The sequence below is a fragment of the Paenibacillus sp. FSL H8-0282 genome (assembly GCF_037963825.1).
Classification (GTDB): Bacteria; Bacillota; Bacilli; order Paenibacillales; family Paenibacillaceae; genus Paenibacillus_AQ; species Paenibacillus_AQ odorifer.
On sequence record NZ_CP150146.1, the window covers coordinates 5456468 to 5475705 of the forward strand.

The following is a 19238-nucleotide window of genomic DNA, read 5'->3' on the forward strand; positions in this document are numbered from 1 at the left end:
AAAAAGACCCCTCGTCTCAAAGGACGAAAGGTCATTCTTTCGCGGTACCACCTTTGTTTCGCGCCAATGAAAAATAAAACTACACTTCTTACCCTACGGATTCAGAAGCTTAGCGCGACACTCGTACAGATAACGGCTGCTACCGGCCACAACCTAACTTATCCTTCACAGGTATGAAGATAAGCTCAGAAGGGCGACTCCGGGGCGACTTCGGGGGCTGTTTCCTACGGAATGTCACAGCACTTGCAATTCCGCTCTCTGAAGGGCTGACCGCCTACTCTTCCCGTTCCCAGTCTTTACTTAGATATTGCTTACTCCATAATACATTTTGAGCCCCCCCTAGTCAACCTGGATACGCCTTTGCAGCGGGACTTTAGGCTGAATTTCGACTTATTTCTTCTGAAGCATCCCTTCCAACAATGAAACAGCAAAAATCCCGATCCTAATACCTGATCGGGATTCACCTATTCATGTGTGTACGCATCACGATTCGATTACGGGATGTACAACACTTGGCCTTCCTCTACACTCTGCCCGGATAAGCGATTATACATTACCAGCTCCCGCGCACTTAGCTGATACTTCTCTGCTATGGTATCCAGTGTTTCTTCACGCTGCACAATACACAGCCGAACTTTGCGGAACATGTTAGCTCCATCCGCGCTGGCAATGAATCTGCTCTTCCATTCCGTATTATTGCCAACCTCTGGAACGTCCACTGCTGCAGATGTATTTCCTTCCGACTGCAGAGCTTCCTGCTCTTTACGGACACGACTGGAGCTTAGTAAAGAGGAGAAGGTGAGATGTTCTTTTTCCGGAATTTCTGCTTCTTTTTTACTGCCCAAGGCGATCTTAAGATCTTGTTTCTCCTCATGAGAAGCCACACTCTCTTGTGAAACAAAAACTTCGTTCGCATTCTCATTAATCGGCGCAGTATTCTCTTCTTGCTTAGGAAGCTCATTATTAGCCTCATTTTCAGAAGCGAACACAGGGATATCCTGAATTGCATCTGCACTAACGGCTAGAACAGCGGTCTCTCTAGGAGTAAAATATTCCTCTGCCGACTGTTGGTTCTCTTCGCTCACATAGCTTGCTTGATTCAGCTGAGACACCTCAACCTCTTTGTTCTGGGCCTCGGCTTTAAACCAGTAATCGGATAAACCCGCTTTAGCATCCTCAACTTGGGACTCCAGACTATGTGTCCGTGCTTTAGCTCCCTTGTCCTTCTCCTGACCGGATGAGAAATTGACTACAGGGGACGTATGAGCGGCTCCACTTGAGACTAATGATTCTTCTGCTTCCTGTTCATTCGCTTCGGCATGCTCATGTTCTTCTACAGCAACCTGTGAGGCATCCTCACCGAAGGTCCACTGAGAATTTTCATAAAGTGCATCATTTTCCTGTTCTTGTAGCTCCGCAATAGCTTCTACCCTGTCATCATTCACAGGAGAATAGGCGACTGTATACTCCTCTTGCTGCCAGGCTGGTTGAGGTTGAGGGTCCGCACCACCGATCCCCCGCAGCGATAACACACCTGTTATATTCACAGTGCGCATCGTGAGCAGATCGATATCAAAATTCTCAATCTCTACCCCAATATCTTCAATCGAGCTGACGCGTGTAAGCGGAACAGTGATTTCCACGGGAATGGCATGCTCCAGACGTTGTGTTCGGTCATCTTCACTCCGGTAAAGCCCGGTAAGCAACAGCTGACCATATAACTCGGCACGATCCTCCCGCTGAATCACCTGAATTTCCGGAAGTAGTTCAACCTCCTCCAGCTCAGCTATTCCCGGAAGCTCTTCCGAAAGGTGAATGCGTTCGTAAATATCAAACCGCAAGCCGTGGGACTGATCAAACACGGGATATGTCCTCCTTCTTGGCATAATCTAACCCTGAGACAGGCCCAGAGCATAAGCCCAAAATGTTACTCCCCACATGTATATGCTTCAAACAGAGAGGCATGACAACTTTGGTAGTACTAACCGGACAGGATGCTAATAAATTTCATGAATTTAAGAGCTCACCAAACCTTCAGCCTGCTGATAGATGCACTACTTCGTAAGAACAAAGTATTATATGCTGCTTTTATTAATAAGACATGGATAGATGTTTTTTTTCTGAAAAAATAGAAAAAGAACAGCAGAACCAGCTTTTGCTGATTCTACTGTTCCTTAGCCACTTACGTATCTGTCAGGGTGCTTCAGACAGCAGCTCTCGCAGCTGCAGCATATCCTCCGGCCACGGATCGCTAACTTCCAGCTGTTCTCCGCTCCAAGGATGGCGGAAGGACAATGCCTCGCCATGCAGGGCATGGCGGCCGGCAGCGCTGGAAGCCCAGATCGGACCTCCATATAGTTCATCCCCATACAAGGGATGACCCATATGGCTGAGATGAACGCGAATCTGATGCGTCCGTCCAGTCTCCAGCTGCACATGCACTAGGCTTCCGCCATGCAGTGCCTCGCGCTCGATGATTCGCGTCACGGCAGATTGTCCGCCGGGCGAGACCCGTCTGCGCGCAGCGTGATGCCGGTCGCGCCCAATCGGGGCATCGATCACCTTAAGCGCAGGCGGCACGATACCTTCAACGATCGCGGCGTAGTGCCGCGAGATGCTTTTTTCACGCATATTCTCGTCCAGAACTAACTGTGCGAACTCATTTTTCGCATACATTACCGGACCCGTTGTATCTTTGTCCAAGCGGTGAATATGGCGCACAGCCACATTTTCGCCGGAAGTGATATAATGCGCAGCTACGAGGTGATCCAGAGTTACACCTGTTCCACTGCCATCTGGATGTACCGCCAGCCCAGCTGGTTTATGAGCTACCAGGCAAAAATCATCCTCGTACAACACCTCAAGCTCTTCCCATATCGGTTCAAGCCCCGCTTCACGATCGGGAAAAAGCGCCAGCCGAAGCCGGTCACCCTTCCACTGAATGCCTCCCTCGCGGCGTAACCGCAGATAAAGTTTCTCCGGCATACCTACAGTTTCTAGCAGCCACTTGTCAATCATTGCCTGCGTATCCTCGGCTCCAGTAATGATTTTGCCGGGTGTTACCTCCAGCCACTCTCCACGCCGGGTCCAAGCGCCACCACCGGTTCTTTCTCCGGCTCCGATGCTCAAAGGGCCTTCAGGGCATTATAATGGCCCTCAATGGTATCATCAATATCTTGCTCACTATGTGCAGCCGATACAAACATCCCCTCAAACTGTGAAGGTGGCACACTGATGCCTTGGTTTACCATATGACCAAAATAACGACGGAAAAGATCCGTGTCACAGGACTTAGCCGTTTCAAAATTGATTACAGGTCCTTCAGTAAAGAACGGACAAACCATCGATCCCACCCGGTTGATAGTGAGCGGAATGCCAGTCTCAATTGAATTCTTTTTCAAACCCGCTTCCAGACGTGCACCCAATTGTTCCAGACGATCATATACTTCCGGGGTCAACAGCTTGAGCGTAGTATATCCGGCTGCCATCGCCAATGGATTACCACTAAGTGTGCCCGCCTGATAAATCGGTCCAGTAGGAGCGATTTGCTCCATGATCTCTCTTTTGCCGCCATAAGCACCCACTGGAAGTCCGCCGCCGATAACTTTGCCAAAACAAGTAATATCCGGAGTAATCCCGAACAAGCCTTGAGCACAGCCACGATTAACACGGAAGCCTGTCATAACCTCATCAAAAATAAGCAGCGAACCATTGTCAGAAGTTAATTTACGAAGCCCTTCCAGGAAGCCTGGAAGCGGTGGAACCACGCCCATGTTGCCGGCAATCGGCTCTACGATCACTGCGGCAATCTCATTGCCAAATCGTTCGAAAGCAATCTGAGTGGACTCCAAATCGTTGTAAGGAACCGTAATGGTATTCATTGCAACGCCTTCTGGGACACCCGGGCTATCCGGCAAGCCCAATGTAGCTACACCAGAGCCAGCCTTAATAAGCAGACTATCCGCGTGACCGTGGTAGGAGCCTTCAAATTTCAAGATTTTGCTGCGTCCAGTGTAACCACGTGCCAAACGAATCGCGCTCATCGTAGCTTCCGTTCCAGAGTTAACCATGCGTACGATATCTACAGATGCCACTCGTTCAACAACAGTTTTTGCCATTTCCGTTTCGAGTAGCGTTGGAGCGCCAAAGCTTGTCCCTTTTACCGCCGTCTCCTGCAATGCCTTCACAACCTCGGGATGCGCATGACCCATAATCAGCGGACCCCATGAGAGCACATAGTCGATAAAGCTGTTGCCGTCGATATCAAAAATACGCGAACCTATCCCATGATCCACATAAATCGGAGTCAGACCTACGGATTTAAACGCCCGTACAGGGCTGTTCACCCCGCCGGGAATATATTGTTTTGCTTCATCAAAAGCCTTCCGGGACGCTTCCTCTTTACGCGCCATTGGCACATTACTCATGTATCTTCACTCCTATTCTCTTCTTGGTTACACAAGCTTGTACAAACATATATTAGCTGCCGCGATGTCGGTGTGATGAAGATTAGCCGCGCAGCCAGCGGGCTGCATCTTTTGCAAAATAAGTAATAATAATGTCCGCACCAGCACGTTTCATGCCCGTCAGCATTTCCAGCACAACGGCTTGCTCGTCGATCCAGCCTTGCAATGCCGCTGCTTTTACCATGGAATATTCTCCACTCACATTGTAAGCCACCAAAGGAAGATCAAACTGATCACGAATCGTACGAATCACATCTAGGTAAGCCAGAGCTGGCTTCACCATTAACATATCCGCGCCTTCCAGCACATCAGATTCTGCTTCACGGAGTGCTTCACGCAGATTGGCAGGGTCCATTTGATATGTTTTGCGATTCCCGAACTGTGGTGCTGAATCCGCTGCTTCGCGGAAAGGGCCATAAAATGCCGAAGCATATTTGACCGAATACGACATAATCGGCACATGCTCAAAGCCGTTCTCATCAAGTCCCGCACGAATTGCGTGAACAAATCCATCCATCATGTTGGAAGGGGCGATAATATCTGCTCCAGCTTTTGCTTGGGATACCGCCGTACGAGTCAAAAGCTCCAGCGAGGCATCGTTGATAACATCGCCATGGACCACACCATTCACCGTATGCGTATGCACCATTCCACAATGTCCGTGATCCGTAAATTCACAAAGGCAGGTATCTGCAACGACCAACAGCTCTGGGTACCACTGCTTGATCAAGCGAGTAGCCTCTTGCACAATTCCATCCTCTGCAAAACCGGAAGAACCGATAGCATCCTTCGTCTCAGGAATCCCGAACAATAATACAGCCGGGATGCCTAGTGCGGCAATCTCGTCCACTTCTGCTTTTAACGTATCCAGCGAAAAATGATACACGCCCGGCATCGAGCTAATCTCATTCTTCACACCTGTTCCATATGTCACAAAAATAGGCTGTACCATATCCAGCACATTCAGTATCGTCTCCCGCACCATGCCACGAATTCCAGCAGAACCGCGCAAACGGCGGTGACGTGTAATTGGAAAGCTCATTTGTTCATCCTCCTGAAAAATAAAATATAAAACCAAATTATGTGTCTGGCAGCAAACTACAACTAGCCGCAGCCAAGTCTAAATTAGCTACAACCAAACCGCCGACCACTGGCTAACTACGTATAGTTGTAGTTTGTGCAACTATCTCGATGTTTTGTCCTAATTGTAAGCTTTAGTTGCATTCTCTACAGTTATTTATTACAAAAGTGCGAAGATTCCTCATTTAGCGGATATTTAATTGCACATACTACAACTAAACTCGGCTTTAGCTGATATATAGGAAATTTAATTGTATAAAGTACAACTAAACCTAAACCTCAAGCAGATCTGCTCACATTAACCTACTGCATATTCTCTACATACCAGTTAGTTTACAACCAAATATTATCCTCCGGACTCCATAAGTCACTACGTTCGGAGTTCAATTTATATGTTACTTGAAGGTAGCGATGTGGCACTTTTGAGCGTAGATATAACGGCGAGTAAACCAACAAATGTTAGTTAGTAAAAGTAACCGCGAACTCATTAATAACTACCAACTCACATGTAACCACGAACTATTTAGTAACCACGAACTCACATGTAACTACGAACTATTTAGTAACCACGAACTATTTAATAACAAAGAACAAACTCTAGCCTGTAATGTAACTAATTATAAGCTGAGCGCTATATTTCTAAGCAGGCACTGCCTTTCTCCGTTGAACAGCTACTACTCTCCCCGCAGAGTAATCAGCTTCTACCTTCCCACCAGAAAGTAAGCTGCGTAAGCTAAGCACACCTGTAAACTATTGCTTCGTTCTATCCTCGATCCGAGCGCTACTGCAGCTGAGTCTCCGCATTCCAGCGGCAGAGCTCCTGCACCAAACCATCTATGGTTGCCTCTTCAGACAAGAGACCCGGTGTCAGTCCCGCGTCTACCGCAGTCTGCTCCGTTAACGGACCGATGCAGGCGATTTTCACATTTGCAAGCAGCGGGAGCGGATCTTCAAGCCCCAACCGTTTCAGGATGTGTATGAAATTACGCACGGTTGACGAGCTGGTGAAGGTTACCGCGTGAACGCGACCTTCCTCTAGCAGCTTCAGCAGCTCGTCGTCATCCTCACCCGTGACAACCGTCTCATAGGTATCCACGTCCGTCACCTGAAGGCCAAGCTCTCTCAGCTTGTCCGGCAGCCAGTCCCGCGCCAGATCGCCGCGCGGCAATAGCACGTTCTGCCCCGGCAGCAGCTGGGGACCGAACGTCTCAATCAGACCTTCCGCCTGAAACTTCGCCGGAAGTTCCTCAGCAATCACCCCGCGCTGCGCCAGCGCGGCGGCTGTGCCTGGCCCCACCGCTGCAATACGCGCGCGGTGTAGCCCGCGAATGTCCGCCCCCAGCTCCGCCAAGTGGCGCCAAAAAAACTCCACGCCGTTCGGGCTAGTGAAGAATACCCAGTCGTACGATTCCAGCGCGCCAAACGCCGCTGCAATCTTCTCCTTCTTCTCTGCCCCTTCCGGCATGATCGTCTCGATCACCGGGAACTCGTAGGGTTCCCCGCCGAGTTCTTCAATTCTATCCACCAGCTCGCTTGCTTGGCTGCGAGCCCGTGTCACCACGATGCGTTTGCCGAATAACGGCATCGCCTCGACCCACTTCAGCTGCTCACGCTGCAGCACCACGTCACCGACGACGATGACTGCCGGCGGCTGAAAATCCGCCGCCTTCACCTTCGCCTCAATATCGGCGAGGGTTCCCGTCAGCGTCTCCTGATCCGCGCGTGTGCCCCAGCGCACAAGTGCCACTGGTGTTTCTGGCGGCCGCCCGTGCTTGATCAGCTGAGCGCTGATGTAACCTATTTTAGCTACGCCCATTAGAAACACTAACGTTCCCGTGGCGTTCGTTACTTTATCCCAATGAATGGAATGATCCAGTTTATCCGGACTTTCATGCCCGGTGATAATCGACAGGGAAGAGGCATGATCGCGGTGCGTAACAGGTATACCCGCATAGGCAGGTACACTGATCGCTGACGTAATGCCCGGTACGATTTCGTAATAGATCCCATTTTTGCGCAGCAGCTCCGCTTCTTCACCCACCCGGCCAAAAATCGTAGGGTCCCCACCCTTAAGCCGCACCACTGTTTTCCCCTGTAAAGCCAAATCAACTAACAATTGATTAATCTCTTCCTGCTTCATCGTGTGGCGATCCGGCAGCTTACCTACATAAATCTTCTCCCCGCCGGGTTTCATGCATTTCAGCAATCTAGGACTTGCCAAGCGATCATACACCAGCACGTCGCTTTTTTGGATACACTCGAGGCCTTTCACAGTAATCAGCTTTGCGTCCCCGGGACCTGCACCTACCAAATAAACCTTCCCCGTCAATCCACTCATCCCCTAACGTCTGACAGTATCTTCTCCGCTCCTCTTGCAATCAGCTTTTTAGCGACTTCTTCGCCGAGCTGTACCGGGTCAATCCCCGTGCAAGTTTCTTTCAAAATCGTTGAACCGTCCGGTGTTCCCACCATCCCCGTTAACGAGATTACTTTGTGCTCAGCGGTAGCAGCTTTGGCGGCTGTGTCAAGCACCGCATGAGCACCAATCGGCACTTGGCAGCCGCCATTCAGCACGCCAAGGAACGTGCGCTCCGCCGCTACCGTTAATGCCGTATCGGCGTCGTTGTATAATGCCAGCAGCTTCCGCAGGTCAGCGTCATCTGCGCGGCACTCGATGCCGAGTGCGCCCTGCCCTACAGCGGGCAGGCAAACCTCCGGCGGCAGGTAGGCGCTCACGCGATCCTGCCAGCCCATGCGCGACAGCCCCGCCGCTGCCAGCAGGATTGCGTCGTATTCGCCGCTCTCCAGCTTGCGCAGCCGCGAGTCAATGTTGCCGCGCACGGGCTCAATGACCAGATCAGGCCGCAGCGCAGCGAGCTGGCTGGATCGGCGTAGGCTGCTTGTGCCTACGCGTGCACCCTGAGGCAGCTCGTCTAGCGAGACGCCTCCGTTAGAGATCAAAACATCACGCGGATCGACACGCTTCGGCACAGCACCATTGATCAACCCATCCGGTAGCTCGGATGGCATATCCTTCATGCTGTGCACCGCCATGTCGATTTCTTTTTCCAGCATCGCTTGCTCGATTTCTTTCACGAACAACCCTTTGCCGCCTACCTTGGATAAAGTAACGTCAAGAATGCGGTCACCTTTGGTGACGATCTTTTTCACTTCAAAAGTAAATCCAAAACCATGCTCCTCGCTAAGTCGCTCCAGATCAGCAATCACATGTCCCGTTTGCGTCAACGCAAGCGCGCTCTGTCTACTCCCCACTATAACCTTACGCATTTGTCCATTCCTCCTGGTAACGTTCGCCTCTTACTCTTCACCGCAAAACCTTGCACTAGAAATCCAAACCCAAACTAACCAATTAACTACTCTCACTCTAAAAAAGGCATTATTGCCTTTGAATTCGCTACTTCGGATGATGCCCACCAAATTTGAGGCATTATTGCCTTTTATTTAGCTCCTTCGGCGATTGTTGCTCATTTATAGGGCATTTTTGCCTCTCTTTTTGCTAATTTGGCTGTTGTTGCTCAATTTAAAGGCATTTTTGCCTTTCTTTTAGCTCCTTCGGCGACTGTTGCTTATTTTAAGGGCATTGTTACCATACATTCCACCATCTCAGCTACTTAAGCTCCATTCAACGGGATTTATACCGTACATTCCGCCATCCAAGCTACTTAAGCTCAATTCAACGGGATTTATACCGTACATTTCACCATCTCAGATACTTAAGCTCAATTCAACGGGATTTATACCGTACATTCCACCATCTCAGCTACTTAAGCTCAATTCAACAGTATTTATACCGTACATTCCGCCATCCCAGCCACTACGAGCCAACTCAGCCATTCATTATAATTACTCAAAACCGCTCATCACTTCATATCTTAATCTAACCCAATTTTCTAATCTTTACAGTGTCCACGCGCACTTTTACTCCACCCGTTGCTCAGCAATCCAAGCGTCCATATCCTCCGGGCTCCACGCTATGAAGGTACCCTTACTCATCTCGTTCAACACATCCAGCGCGCCTAGCTTCCGCAAAAGCCTTCCACGAACTTCAGCAGAAGGTTCTTTTTCCTTAATCCGGGTTCGCATGGCATGCACAAAATCTAAATATGGCTCATACGCCGCATCCAGCGCTTTTTCAAGCACATTTTTGATCTTCGTTGCCGCAAGCGGGCCAGCACCTGAAGTAGATACAGCTACCGTCAAACGTCCCCTCCGAACCACTCCGGGCGTGATAAAGTTTCCCGCTTCCGCATGGCTGGCCACATTCACATGAATTCCAAGCCGTCTAGACTCCCGCGCAACCTCTTCATTAACCGCCCTATCGTTAGTGGCTGCATATACGAGAAAGGCCCCACGGAGATCTCCGGGAGCATAAGTACGGTCCATCCAGATCAGAAGACCTTTTTCAGCTAGAGAATCAAGCGGATCTGTCAAAGAAGGACTAATCACCTTAACCGCCGCTCCAGCTTCCAACAGCCCGCTCACCTTACGTTCAGCCACGACACCACCGCCAATAACCACACAGTGCTGCCCTTCACAATCCAGCATTATGGGTAAATAACGCGTCATGCCCTTCACTCCCCGCTCCAACCGTGAAAATCAGACCAAGAATTCAACAGAAAATTTAAGATAATAAAAGCATATCCTAAAATCGCCCAGCGAGCCATACTTACTCCACTTTTCCGCCCGGACTTCTTAAAGATAATATAAAATATGTAAATCCCAAGACCGATAAGAGTCGTTAATACTTTTAAATCCTTCAATAAAAGCGTCCGTCCCTCAGAAACTATAGATAAACCCGCCACCACCAGCGATATTCCCAGCAAAGGAGTGCCCACCAAAATAGCGGTATAAGAGTATTTATCTGTAGTCTCCAGGTTCGGCAAACGACGGATCCGGTCGCTCCATTTCTTGCTTTTGAGTCTGGTGTGCAGGAACAAGTACAATATTGCAAAAACCGTCCCTAACGTCAGTGCTGCAAAACTCAAATTTGCCAAAATCACATGCATCGTCAGCCAGCCATACACCGCACTCCAAGTCTCAAGCGTATGCCCACCCGCCGTCAGCCAGACCCGATTAAGCAGAAAAACACTAAAACCAGCCATACTGAGCAGCAAAATCGTAAACTCGCCTCCACGTGTAAAAGCCACCGCAAGCGAAGTCAGCACAATACTAAACGCAAACCAAAACAAGAAATCATAAGGAGTAAAAATAGGCAGGCCTTTCTCCTGAGAGAAACGAATTCCAAGTCCTGCAACTTGCAAAAGACCCACAACAACAAGAAGCCCCGTGCCTAACCGCTTCCCACCCGGACTCCTTTTAAGGCAATCCGAGAAAACAAACAGCAGGCTCAGGGCATAGACCAGCAGAGCGGCATCATATATTCCGTTCAGCAGTTGCATATTATTCACCCACCCAGCAAGCCTGCCGGAGCAAGCGCCGTTTTAGGCACAGAGAAATCAGCGCTGCCAGCCGTACGTTCTCCAGAATTAGACTGCTTCACCGGGGCAATGTCTCCATCATCTGAATCGGATTTGAGCTGTTCCTGCAACGCAAAGATTTTGGAAAAATAATCAAGAGCTTCATTCCCTTGCTTACCGCCGGACAGCTCTTTAATTACATTGATCGGATCATGCATCATCTGGTTCACGATACTTTTAGTCAGACGGCGGATCACTTTCCGCTGATGCTCGTCCAGCTCGGGCAGCTTGTTGAACAGACTCTCCATCGTTTCTTCATGAATCGTATTCGATTTATCCTGGAGCGCCCGGATCACCGGTCTTACCCCAAGCGTCTTGAGCCACAGTTGGAACTCATCCATTTCTTCGCTGATCATCACTTCAATCTTCGCAGCTTCACTTCGGCGCATTTCCAGATTATTCTCCACAATGCCCTCCAGATCGTCAATATCATACAAAAAAACATCCGGCACACTTGCCGCCGCAGGATCAATATCACGTGGTACAGCAATATCAATCATAAAAAGCGGCCGCGAAGGGCGGCGTTTCATAGCATGCGCTACCTTATCAGCCGTAAGCACATACCCGTCTGCTCCTGTTGAGCTGATCACGATATCTACTTCATTTAGAGTTGTTAACGCATCTTCAATCGTGCTTGGCTTACCCGAGAACTTCTCCGCCAATTCAATCGCACGCGACAGCGTACGGTTAGCGACAATCACTTCTGCAGCACCACTACTGTATAGATGCTTCACGGTAAGCTCGCTCATTTTGCCGGCGCCGAGAATCAGCACTTTTTTCCCAGTGAACATGCCAAAAATCCGCTTGCCCAGCTCCACAGCCGCATAACTGACCGATACTGCGCTCTCGCCGATTGACGTTTCACTATGTGCTCTTTTGCCCAGCGTCACCGCTTGCTTGAACAACCGATTGAACCAAGTTCCAGTTACACCCTCAGCCTGAGCTGTGAGAAAAGAACTCCGCACCTGTCCCAGGATCTGCGTCTCCCCAATCACCATGGAATCCAGGCCGCAAGTCACGCGGAACAAATGCGCAATCGCCTGTTCGTCTTCATAAATATACATATGCTGAGCAAATTGCTCGCTTTTCACACCAAACCATTGCTCCATAAAGCCGCGGATGAAATAACCAGCCATATGAAGGCGGTCCATCACCACATAAATTTCCGTACGGTTGCAGGTAGCTACTAAGACCCCTTCTAGCACACCCTTCGTCTTCATCAGTTGATGGAGCGCTGCCGGAAGATCACTTTCCGCAAAAGCAAACTGTTCCCGAACCTCCACGGGAGCCGTACGATAATTCAGGCCAACGACGACGATGTGCATCGATAGTTCACCATCCTAGTCTCTATAAGTTGCTGAAATCCAATTATATAAATTAATATCTTACATACCGTTCACTTTCACAACATCTCAAAACACTGTGTTAAGTATATCACACGAAAATAAGACTTTTTACAGATTTTTTGAACGCTTTATGAAATCCAGATAATAATTATTATAAATAAAAAACCGTAGGTTCGCTACGGTTAGGATGAGTTATTTTTAGCTAATTTATAAGGTTGTGATAGCAAAAAGGAAACATTAGGGCCTACTAGTTCTTAAAATCGTCAAAAATTCCGTTCTCCAAAAAAATAAGTCACTGCTCAGTGACTTAAAACTTCTCAGTTTTCTTAACTTTTATCGACGCTACTTCTCCACACCTTTTACAAAATGTAAAGATAACTGGTGAGCCAAAAGAGAAGGTTTTCCCAATAGGCATGACGTTAGCATATCCATTGCTCATTTCGCCTTTAGCGAATGTAGTATTCCCACATGATTTACAAACTAAATTGTCTTGACTCATGAGATCACCTCGGAAGTTGGACAAAAATATTAGCGAAACCAGTTCTTAATCTGATCAAGAGTACTTTTTGCCTCCGGACCATTGTATCCAAAGGTGTTGCCGATCATTTTAACATACTCGTTGAACGTTGTTTCCCTACTTTTTCGGTCACTCCACCAGCGTTTAGCGTTATACCCTGAGGGAGATCCAACATAAGTAAGCTCAATTCCTGATTTTTTGTACACACGATCAAAAATAAGTTTTACCCGCCGCATGTGAAAGTCAGAAGACACAACGATCGCAGAATTGAAGCCATGCAGTTGCATGATTGAGAGGGTGTAGAGTGCATTCTGGTAAGTGCTGAGAGCATCGTTTTCAGTAAGGATAATGGATGCTGGGATGCCTTGCGTAAGAGCGGTTTGGAGCATATCACCGAAACGGCTGTTAGACTCTTTAGCATTGGATAGGAGGATACTGGAAGCATAACCCTCGTTGTACAGTGCTGCCCCTTCCTCTACCCGCCCCGCGCCACCGCTGAGGATGATGATAGTATCTGATGCATTTGGGGATTGAGTGTAAGTGAGGAATCTTCCTGAGAATAGGATTAATAATAGTAGCAAAAAGATAAGCAAGGATAGAATTAGCGGTCGCTTCCTGTTCTTGCCCGATTTGTATTTCGTATTTGAACCTCTCATAAATCTCCTTGGTTGATCGTCATTAACTCACATTATAGTACTCCACATCCAATCAGTAAAACGCTGTAATCCTTCTTCTATTGAAGTGTTTGGTTTAAAACCCACCGCTTTCTGCAATAGATTGGTATATGCATAAGTCTCAGGTATATCCTTTGACTTAATTGGTTCAAATACCTTTTTAAATTAACTTTATTTTCGGTACTTAAGCTCGAACATTTTTCGAAATCTCAAAAATATCACAAATTAAAATAAACGCTCAGTATAGTAAAAAACAATGGCACTAACATAATCACTTTCATGCCCGTTTTCATTTACTAACCTTTTCAATTTTATCACTCAAATTAATAATTGAGCCCGTGGTAAAAAACATTGCGATCATACTTAATTTGAAATTCATTATTTCTGCCATGGATAATGAACAAAAACAGATCAACATCAATAAAGGTACATATTTATACGTATCTTCAACTTGACTTATTGCATACCTTGCCGTTGACCAGAAAAATGTGATAATCAAGAGGAGAAAAAGGATTACTGAAATCCATCCATTCTCACCTAAAATACTAATGAATGTATTATGGGCTGCTACAGTAGTTTCATTCACAAAATAGTGGCTACCTCTTCCAAAGAAACCGGCTTCGTGTAAAGCTTGCTTCCAAACTTCACTACGGTGATCAAATAGATCCCCACGTCCTGATTTAATCTCAAATTTATATATAATTCTATTGTACAAGTAATCGTAAAAAGATGTGAATTTAAACACTATTCCTATAATAATTGCGCCTAGTACAGAATAGCTGAATAATCTCATAAGAGTGGAGAAGATTTTTTTTGCTTTTATTAAGCTGACTACCAGAAAAATCACTCCAACAACCACAGAAATCAATGCTGATAGAACACTTGTACGACTTCCCGAAATAACGATTAAAAAAAAGGATACCATCAATAAAACCAACCATCCAATGCTCTCCAATAGACCTTGTTTTTTTTTCGTCAATAATATTTCAAATCTGTAAATGAATATAGCTAAGAACAAGGCAAACAGAGTAGCCAATATCGTACCAAAAGAATTAGGGTTGTAAAATATACCACGGTAAGGGAGAGTATTGAGCCCATATAACAACAATGGTATTACTACTAGAGGTACATGGGTGAATAAAATCGCTTTTGTTATCAATTTGTTAATATTTATATATTCAAATGATGGCACTATAACAAGAGAAGAGATACAAAGCAAAAACATTACGATTGAAGTGAACATTAACATCATGTCATGATTGACCAAGGCTGAAATACAACTTACAATTACAAACCCATACATTATTGAGATTGTTAGTACATTCACCTTATAAATTGAATTTTTTCTAATAAGAATAAGAGGAAAAATGACAATAATGGAAGCAGCTATTAGATAATTACCGTATAAATTGAATTGTTTGGTTAATAACAACGAACTGCATAAACATATGACTGACAAGTAAAATAGTAAGATGCGCACAGTAATCCATCCTTTGATACTTTTGAGTAAACAGAATAGTAATATATTGATGATTTGAATCTCACTAGAATAGTTGAATATTCCCTCATAAATTTTCATAGCTTAAACTTTAAACATGCTTAAGTTGTATAAGGCACTCTACAACTGAATTATAAAGACTACAGTCTATGGCCAAAAACTTTTCATAGAAACTCTAAAGATTACAAATAAAACAGAAATTAGTAATTATCACTGAACAAACAGTCAATAATTTCCTTTTACTATCGCTTAGTCAAGGTTCGTAAACAGTTATCTTCATAACATAACTCTTCTGTAAAAATATAACTTTAGATCACATTATAGTAATTTACATACCAATCGGTAAAACGCTGTAACCCTTCTTCTATTGAAGTGCTTGGTTTAAAGCCCACCGCTTCCTGCAATAAATCCGTAGAAGCATATGTTGCAGGTACATCCCCTGGCTTAATAGGTTCAAATACCTTCTTGAATACAACCTTGTTTCCGGTACTCTTGCTTAAGCATTTTTCCAGAGTTTCAATAAATACCATTAGCTTCTCAGGACTATTATTTCCGATGTTATATACTTTATGTGGAACCTGAATTTGCGGCGGACTGCATAATATTCGCTCAATGCCCTCTACTATATCATCAATGTATGTAAAATCACGGTACAGATCATGTTCGAAATCACCATTATTAAAAATATGAATTGGCTCATCGTTAAAATACTTTTTAGTAAACCCGAAATATGCCATATCCGGCCGCCCCATTGGACCGTATACCGTAAAAAAACGCAAGCCAGTCGCTGGGATCTGATAAAGATGACTATAGGTTTGAGCCATCAATTCATTGGATTTCTTGGTCGCAGCATATAAAGATTCCGGATGGTCAACACGATCGCTTTCCTCAAATGGAACCTTCTGATTCGATCCGTACACCGAGCTAGACGAAGCATACAATAGATGCTCGATTGGATAGTTACGACATGCTTCCAGGATGTTAAAGAATCCGATGATATTGCTCTGGATATACACATCTGGATTTTCAATCGAATAGCGAACTCCCGCTTGAGCAGCCAAGTTTACTACTATTGAAGGCTTATGCTTCTGAAAAAGTTCCATTATTAGTTCTTTGTCAGAAATATCGCCCTTGATAAACGTAAATCGCTCATATGGCCGTAGCAGCTTAAGTCGTTCTTCCTTTAGGTCCGTTTCATAATAATCATTAATATTATCGATACCAATGACCTGATAGCCCTTCTCTAGTAACCGTTTCGATAGATTCGCACCGATAAATCCGGCTGCTCCTGTAATTAGAATCTTGTGCTCAATATCTAATGCGTTATAATTCACTACGTTGTCCCCCTTCTAGCAATCATAGATTATCCCTGTTATCTACCGATCGAGTAATATTCAATACCTGCTGCCTGCATTTCTTCTACATCATAAATATTCCGTCCATCATAAACCAGCGGTGTACGCATTAACTTCTTATATTGCTCAGGTGCAATGGCTTTGATCTCTCCCCATTCTGTAAACACAAAGCACACATTGGCTCCATCAAGTGCAGCCTCGATATTTTCTACATACCGAATGCTACCATTTCCATGGCTACCTTCCGGAAATTGGCGGGAAAAATTCTTATGCCCGACTGGATCAAACGCATAGATATCAGCACCTTGCTCCAAAAGTAATGGTATATTCTCCAAAGACGCAGCTTCCCGTAAATCATCTGTACCTGGTTTAAAGGTCAATCCAAGTACAGCCACCTTTAGACCGTTGAAAGTAATCAATCGTTTAGAAGCCTTCTTGTAAAGAACCTTTTTCTGACTGGTATTTACATCAATTGCGGCTTTAACAGTTTTCAATTCATAGCCATGCTGCCGGGCTAAATAATCCAGCGCCTTAGTATCTTTAGGGAAACAGCTGCCACCATAACCAATACCCGCATTCAAGAACTTGCCACCAATCCGTTCATCAAACGACATCCCTTGAGCAACATCCTGAATATCCGCTCCTACAAGCTCGCAGAGGTTTGCAATATCATTCATATAAGAGATTTTGAGAGCCAAAAAATCATTGGAAGCATACTTAATCATCTCTGCCGATCTTCTACGTACGGAGACAATTGGAATATTGAATGGCTCATAAATTTGCTTGAGAATATCTTCGGCCCACTGGCTTTCTGTGCCAATAATAATTCTCGCAGCGTATAAAGTGTCCTTAACTGCAGTCCCCTGAGCCAGAAATTCTGGATTCGACGCAACCTCAACCCTGATCTTTCGACCACTTCCGTTACCATTACCTGTAACTCCTGCGGAATTACGAGGCAAGAAATCATGGATGAACTGTTCCACTTTATCATTCGTTCCGACAGGAACTGTGGATTTCACAACTACCAGACAATCTCGCTCAATCGTTTCGGCGATCTGTCTAGCTACAGTAGCTATGTATGAAAGGTTCGCTGATCCGTCCGATTGCTCCGGCGTACCCACACCTATAAAGATGGCATCTGCTTCGCGATAAGCCTTAGAATAATTGGTAGTATAATCAATTCTTCCAGCAGCGTAATTCTTCTGCATCAACTCTTCCAAATCCGCTTCATAGATCGGAGACACACCCGACTTCATCAACTGGACTTTGTTCTCGTCAATATCCACACAAGTGACTTGATGACCTACTTCAGCAAAGCATACGCCAGCAACAAGGCCGACATAACCTGTTCCGGCTACGGCGATTTTGTACATAATTACCACCTTTTCATAATCTTATTTGAAAGTTTTCTTTAGCATTGTATACATTCTCACCGCTTGCCTTCTATTTAAAAATATAAATAGACCCAAGATAATAGAAAACATAACTATGCTAATAGCTATTCCATTCATAAAACAAATAATTGTCGTTATTACAAAAAAACAAATTAATCCAAGCATTTGAAACCAATGAACTTTCAGATCTATTAATTTATTAGCAAGTACACAACGTGCAAGTAACATAATAAAAGCACCTAAAGTTTGAGCAATAACTACTCCCCGTAAGCCCATGGCATTTATTAATAAAGTAATTAATAACACAGATAATCCGCAACCTAATAACGTGGTATAAAATAATTGTCTAGTTTTATCAAGTGCCTGAAATATTGAACCTACACTAGTGGACAATATGGTAAATATTGCATACATTAACAGCCATGGAGTGAGATCTCTCGATGTAAAGTAATCAGTACCTTGAATTGTATTATAAAATATAGTAAGAACTGGAATAACCATGATTGCTAGCGCAAAGAATATATGTAATGTTTTATTTATCGTTTTTTCAAATTGACTAGAAAAGTCTTTATTATTAATTAATAATATTGATTCCTCTATTATTGCCATTGTTAGAACTGATCCCAGCATAGCTAATATAGAGGAAAATTTACTTGCAAATGAATACAATCCATTGAAATCAGCCCCTAGTTTGAGGGTTACAATCATCCTAGAGAAACCCGTTATGCCCCACAGTGAGACTAGATTAAGCACTAACGGTGAGGAATATTTTATCATTTTTTTCAAGGTTTTTATTTTGAATTCATTTAATTTCAACCTTTTTAAAATGTGCATTTTCCGTTCTAATATTAAGAACGCTACGATCTGACCAAAATTATACGCTAATAGCAAACCCAACAAGCCCAATTTAAAAGTTACCACGAGAATAATAACAAACAAAAAATTCACAACAGTAGAAAAAATCCCAGCTAATACATATTCTTTTGTGTGTTTAAAGGAACGAGCATAATACTGCCATACAATTACGACAGTTTGTATTGATATCATGAATAATATATGCCCTAAATGCATAATAGAATTTCCAAAAAATAATTTATAAATAACTGCCAATACCAATAGTACAAAGATACTAAAGAAACTAAAAATTGCTGATGTTGATACAATTTTATTCTGCTCTTCTTCATTATTCTCTACTATTAAATACTTTAATATCGCTTCCCAAATTGCGAGCATAATGATAGGCGATATTATACCCATTATTGTTTGAGAGAAATCGAAATACCCTAAATCATTGGTGCTGATATAGAACGCATAAATTGGTACCAGGACAGTCGACAGAATTTTCGAGGAGAGATTTCCAATGAAATAAATTCCAGTTTTTTTTATCAATCTTTCACTATTATTAGTCAT

The 19238-nt window shown here is 44.8% G+C and carries 14 protein-coding genes, 1 pseudogene and 1 other annotated feature; all 15 genes and pseudogenes read right to left on the reverse strand.

The window, feature by feature from the left end; genetic code table 11:
* Nucleotides 1-16: 16 nt before the first annotated feature.
* Nucleotides 17-300: a binding site (T-box leader), on the reverse strand.
* A 194-nt stretch (nucleotides 301-494) separates the two neighbouring features.
* The 15 genes and pseudogenes from NST94_RS23720 to NST94_RS23790 all read right to left on the reverse strand — a co-directional run bounded on the left by NST94_RS23720 (nucleotide 495) and on the right by NST94_RS23790 (nucleotide 19238).
* The gene (locus NST94_RS23720; RefSeq protein ID WP_076186083.1) at nucleotides 495-1862 is read right to left on the reverse strand and encodes a LysM peptidoglycan-binding domain-containing protein; all 1368 of its coding nucleotides are present in this window, start codon (nucleotides 1860-1862) and stop codon (nucleotides 495-497) included.
* Nucleotides 1863-2193: 331 nt separating this feature from the next.
* Complete coding sequence (locus NST94_RS23725; RefSeq protein WP_256721102.1) at nucleotides 2194-3129, reverse strand: RluA family pseudouridine synthase; 936 nt, start codon at nucleotides 3127-3129, stop codon at nucleotides 2194-2196.
* On the reverse strand, nucleotides 3126-4412 hold the full coding sequence (gene hemL, locus NST94_RS23730) for a glutamate-1-semialdehyde 2,1-aminomutase (protein WP_076303262.1): 1287 nt from the start codon (nucleotides 4410-4412) through the stop codon (nucleotides 3126-3128). Before hemL ends, NST94_RS23725 begins: the two co-directional genes overlap by 4 nt.
* Before the next feature lie 97 nt (nucleotides 4413-4509).
* Nucleotides 4510-5508: a porphobilinogen synthase gene (gene hemB / locus NST94_RS23735; RefSeq protein WP_076129402.1), complete on the reverse strand. Its 999-nt coding sequence runs from the start codon at nucleotides 5506-5508 to the stop codon at nucleotides 4510-4512.
* Nucleotides 5509-6327: 819 nt separating this feature from the next.
* Nucleotides 6328-7875: a uroporphyrinogen-III C-methyltransferase gene (gene cobA / locus NST94_RS23740; RefSeq protein ID WP_280753785.1), complete on the reverse strand. Its 1548-nt coding sequence runs from the start codon at nucleotides 7873-7875 to the stop codon at nucleotides 6328-6330.
* Between the two features lie 5 nt (nucleotides 7876-7880).
* Nucleotides 7881-8834, reverse strand: coding sequence for a hydroxymethylbilane synthase (gene hemC / locus NST94_RS23745; protein WP_076129403.1), 954 nt, complete (start codon nucleotides 8832-8834; stop codon nucleotides 7881-7883).
* Between the two features lie 651 nt (nucleotides 8835-9485).
* The gene (locus tag NST94_RS23750) at nucleotides 9486-10133 is read right to left on the reverse strand and encodes an NAD(P)-dependent oxidoreductase (protein WP_339281344.1); all 648 of its coding nucleotides are present in this window, start codon (nucleotides 10131-10133) and stop codon (nucleotides 9486-9488) included.
* A gap of 5 nt (nucleotides 10134-10138) precedes the next feature.
* Nucleotides 10139-10966, reverse strand: a complete 828-nt coding sequence (ccsA, locus tag NST94_RS23755) for a cytochrome c biogenesis protein CcsA (protein WP_076129405.1) — start codon at nucleotides 10964-10966, stop codon at nucleotides 10139-10141.
* 5 nt (nucleotides 10967-10971) lie between these two features.
* Nucleotides 10972-12369, reverse strand: a complete 1398-nt coding sequence (gene hemA, locus NST94_RS23760) for a glutamyl-tRNA reductase (RefSeq protein WP_076306845.1) — start codon at nucleotides 12367-12369, stop codon at nucleotides 10972-10974.
* 549 nt (nucleotides 12370-12918) lie between these two features.
* The gene (locus NST94_RS23765; RefSeq protein WP_339281345.1) at nucleotides 12919-13488 is read right to left on the reverse strand and encodes a YdcF family protein; all 570 of its coding nucleotides are present in this window, start codon (nucleotides 13486-13488) and stop codon (nucleotides 12919-12921) included.
* Nucleotides 13489-13585: 97 nt separating this feature from the next.
* Nucleotides 13586-13746 (reverse strand): annotated as a pseudogene (locus NST94_RS23770) (NAD-dependent epimerase); the annotation flags it as partial.
* Between the two features lie 124 nt (nucleotides 13747-13870).
* Nucleotides 13871-14908, reverse strand: a complete 1038-nt coding sequence (locus tag NST94_RS23775; RefSeq protein WP_339281346.1) for an O-antigen ligase family protein — start codon at nucleotides 14906-14908, stop codon at nucleotides 13871-13873.
* A 479-nt stretch (nucleotides 14909-15387) separates the two neighbouring features.
* Entirely contained in the window at nucleotides 15388-16413 is a 1026-nt protein-coding gene (locus NST94_RS23780; protein ID WP_339281347.1) for an SDR family NAD(P)-dependent oxidoreductase, read from the reverse strand.
* A 38-nt stretch (nucleotides 16414-16451) separates the two neighbouring features.
* Nucleotides 16452-17807: a UDP-glucose/GDP-mannose dehydrogenase family protein gene (locus NST94_RS23785; protein ID WP_339281348.1), complete on the reverse strand. Its 1356-nt coding sequence runs from the start codon at nucleotides 17805-17807 to the stop codon at nucleotides 16452-16454.
* Nucleotides 17808-17828: 21 nt separating this feature from the next.
* Nucleotides 17829-19238, reverse strand: coding sequence for an oligosaccharide flippase family protein (locus NST94_RS23790; protein ID WP_339281349.1), 1410 nt, complete (start codon nucleotides 19236-19238; stop codon nucleotides 17829-17831).

What these genes read in the sequence shown, in the direction of transcription:
- hemL (WP_076303262.1), bottom strand. Translation starts at nt 4,412, where the DNA reads ATGGCGCGTAAAGAGGAAGCGTCCCGGAAGGCTTTTGATGAAGCAAAA.
- hemB (WP_076129402.1), bottom strand. Translation starts at nt 5,508, where the DNA reads ATGAGCTTTCCAATTACACGTCACCGCCGTTTGCGCGGTTCTGCTGGA.
- hemC (WP_076129403.1), bottom strand. Translation starts at nt 8,834, where the DNA reads ATGCGTAAGGTTATAGTGGGGAGTAGACAGAGCGCGCTTGCGTTGACG.
- NST94_RS23750 (WP_339281344.1), bottom strand. Translation starts at nt 10,133, where the DNA reads ATGACGCGTTATTTACCCATAATGCTGGATTGTGAAGGGCAGCACTGT.
- ccsA (WP_076129405.1), bottom strand. Translation starts at nt 10,966, where the DNA reads ATGCAACTGCTGAACGGAATATATGATGCCGCTCTGCTGGTCTATGCC.
- hemA (WP_076306845.1), bottom strand. Translation starts at nt 12,369, where the DNA reads ATGCACATCGTCGTCGTTGGCCTGAATTATCGTACGGCTCCCGTGGAG.
- NST94_RS23785 (WP_339281348.1), bottom strand. Translation starts at nt 17,807, where the DNA reads ATGTACAAAATCGCCGTAGCCGGAACAGGTTATGTCGGCCTTGTTGCT.
- NST94_RS23790 (WP_339281349.1), bottom strand. Translation starts at nt 19,238, where the DNA reads ATGACTAATAATAGTGAAAGATTGATAAAAAAAACTGGAATTTATTTC.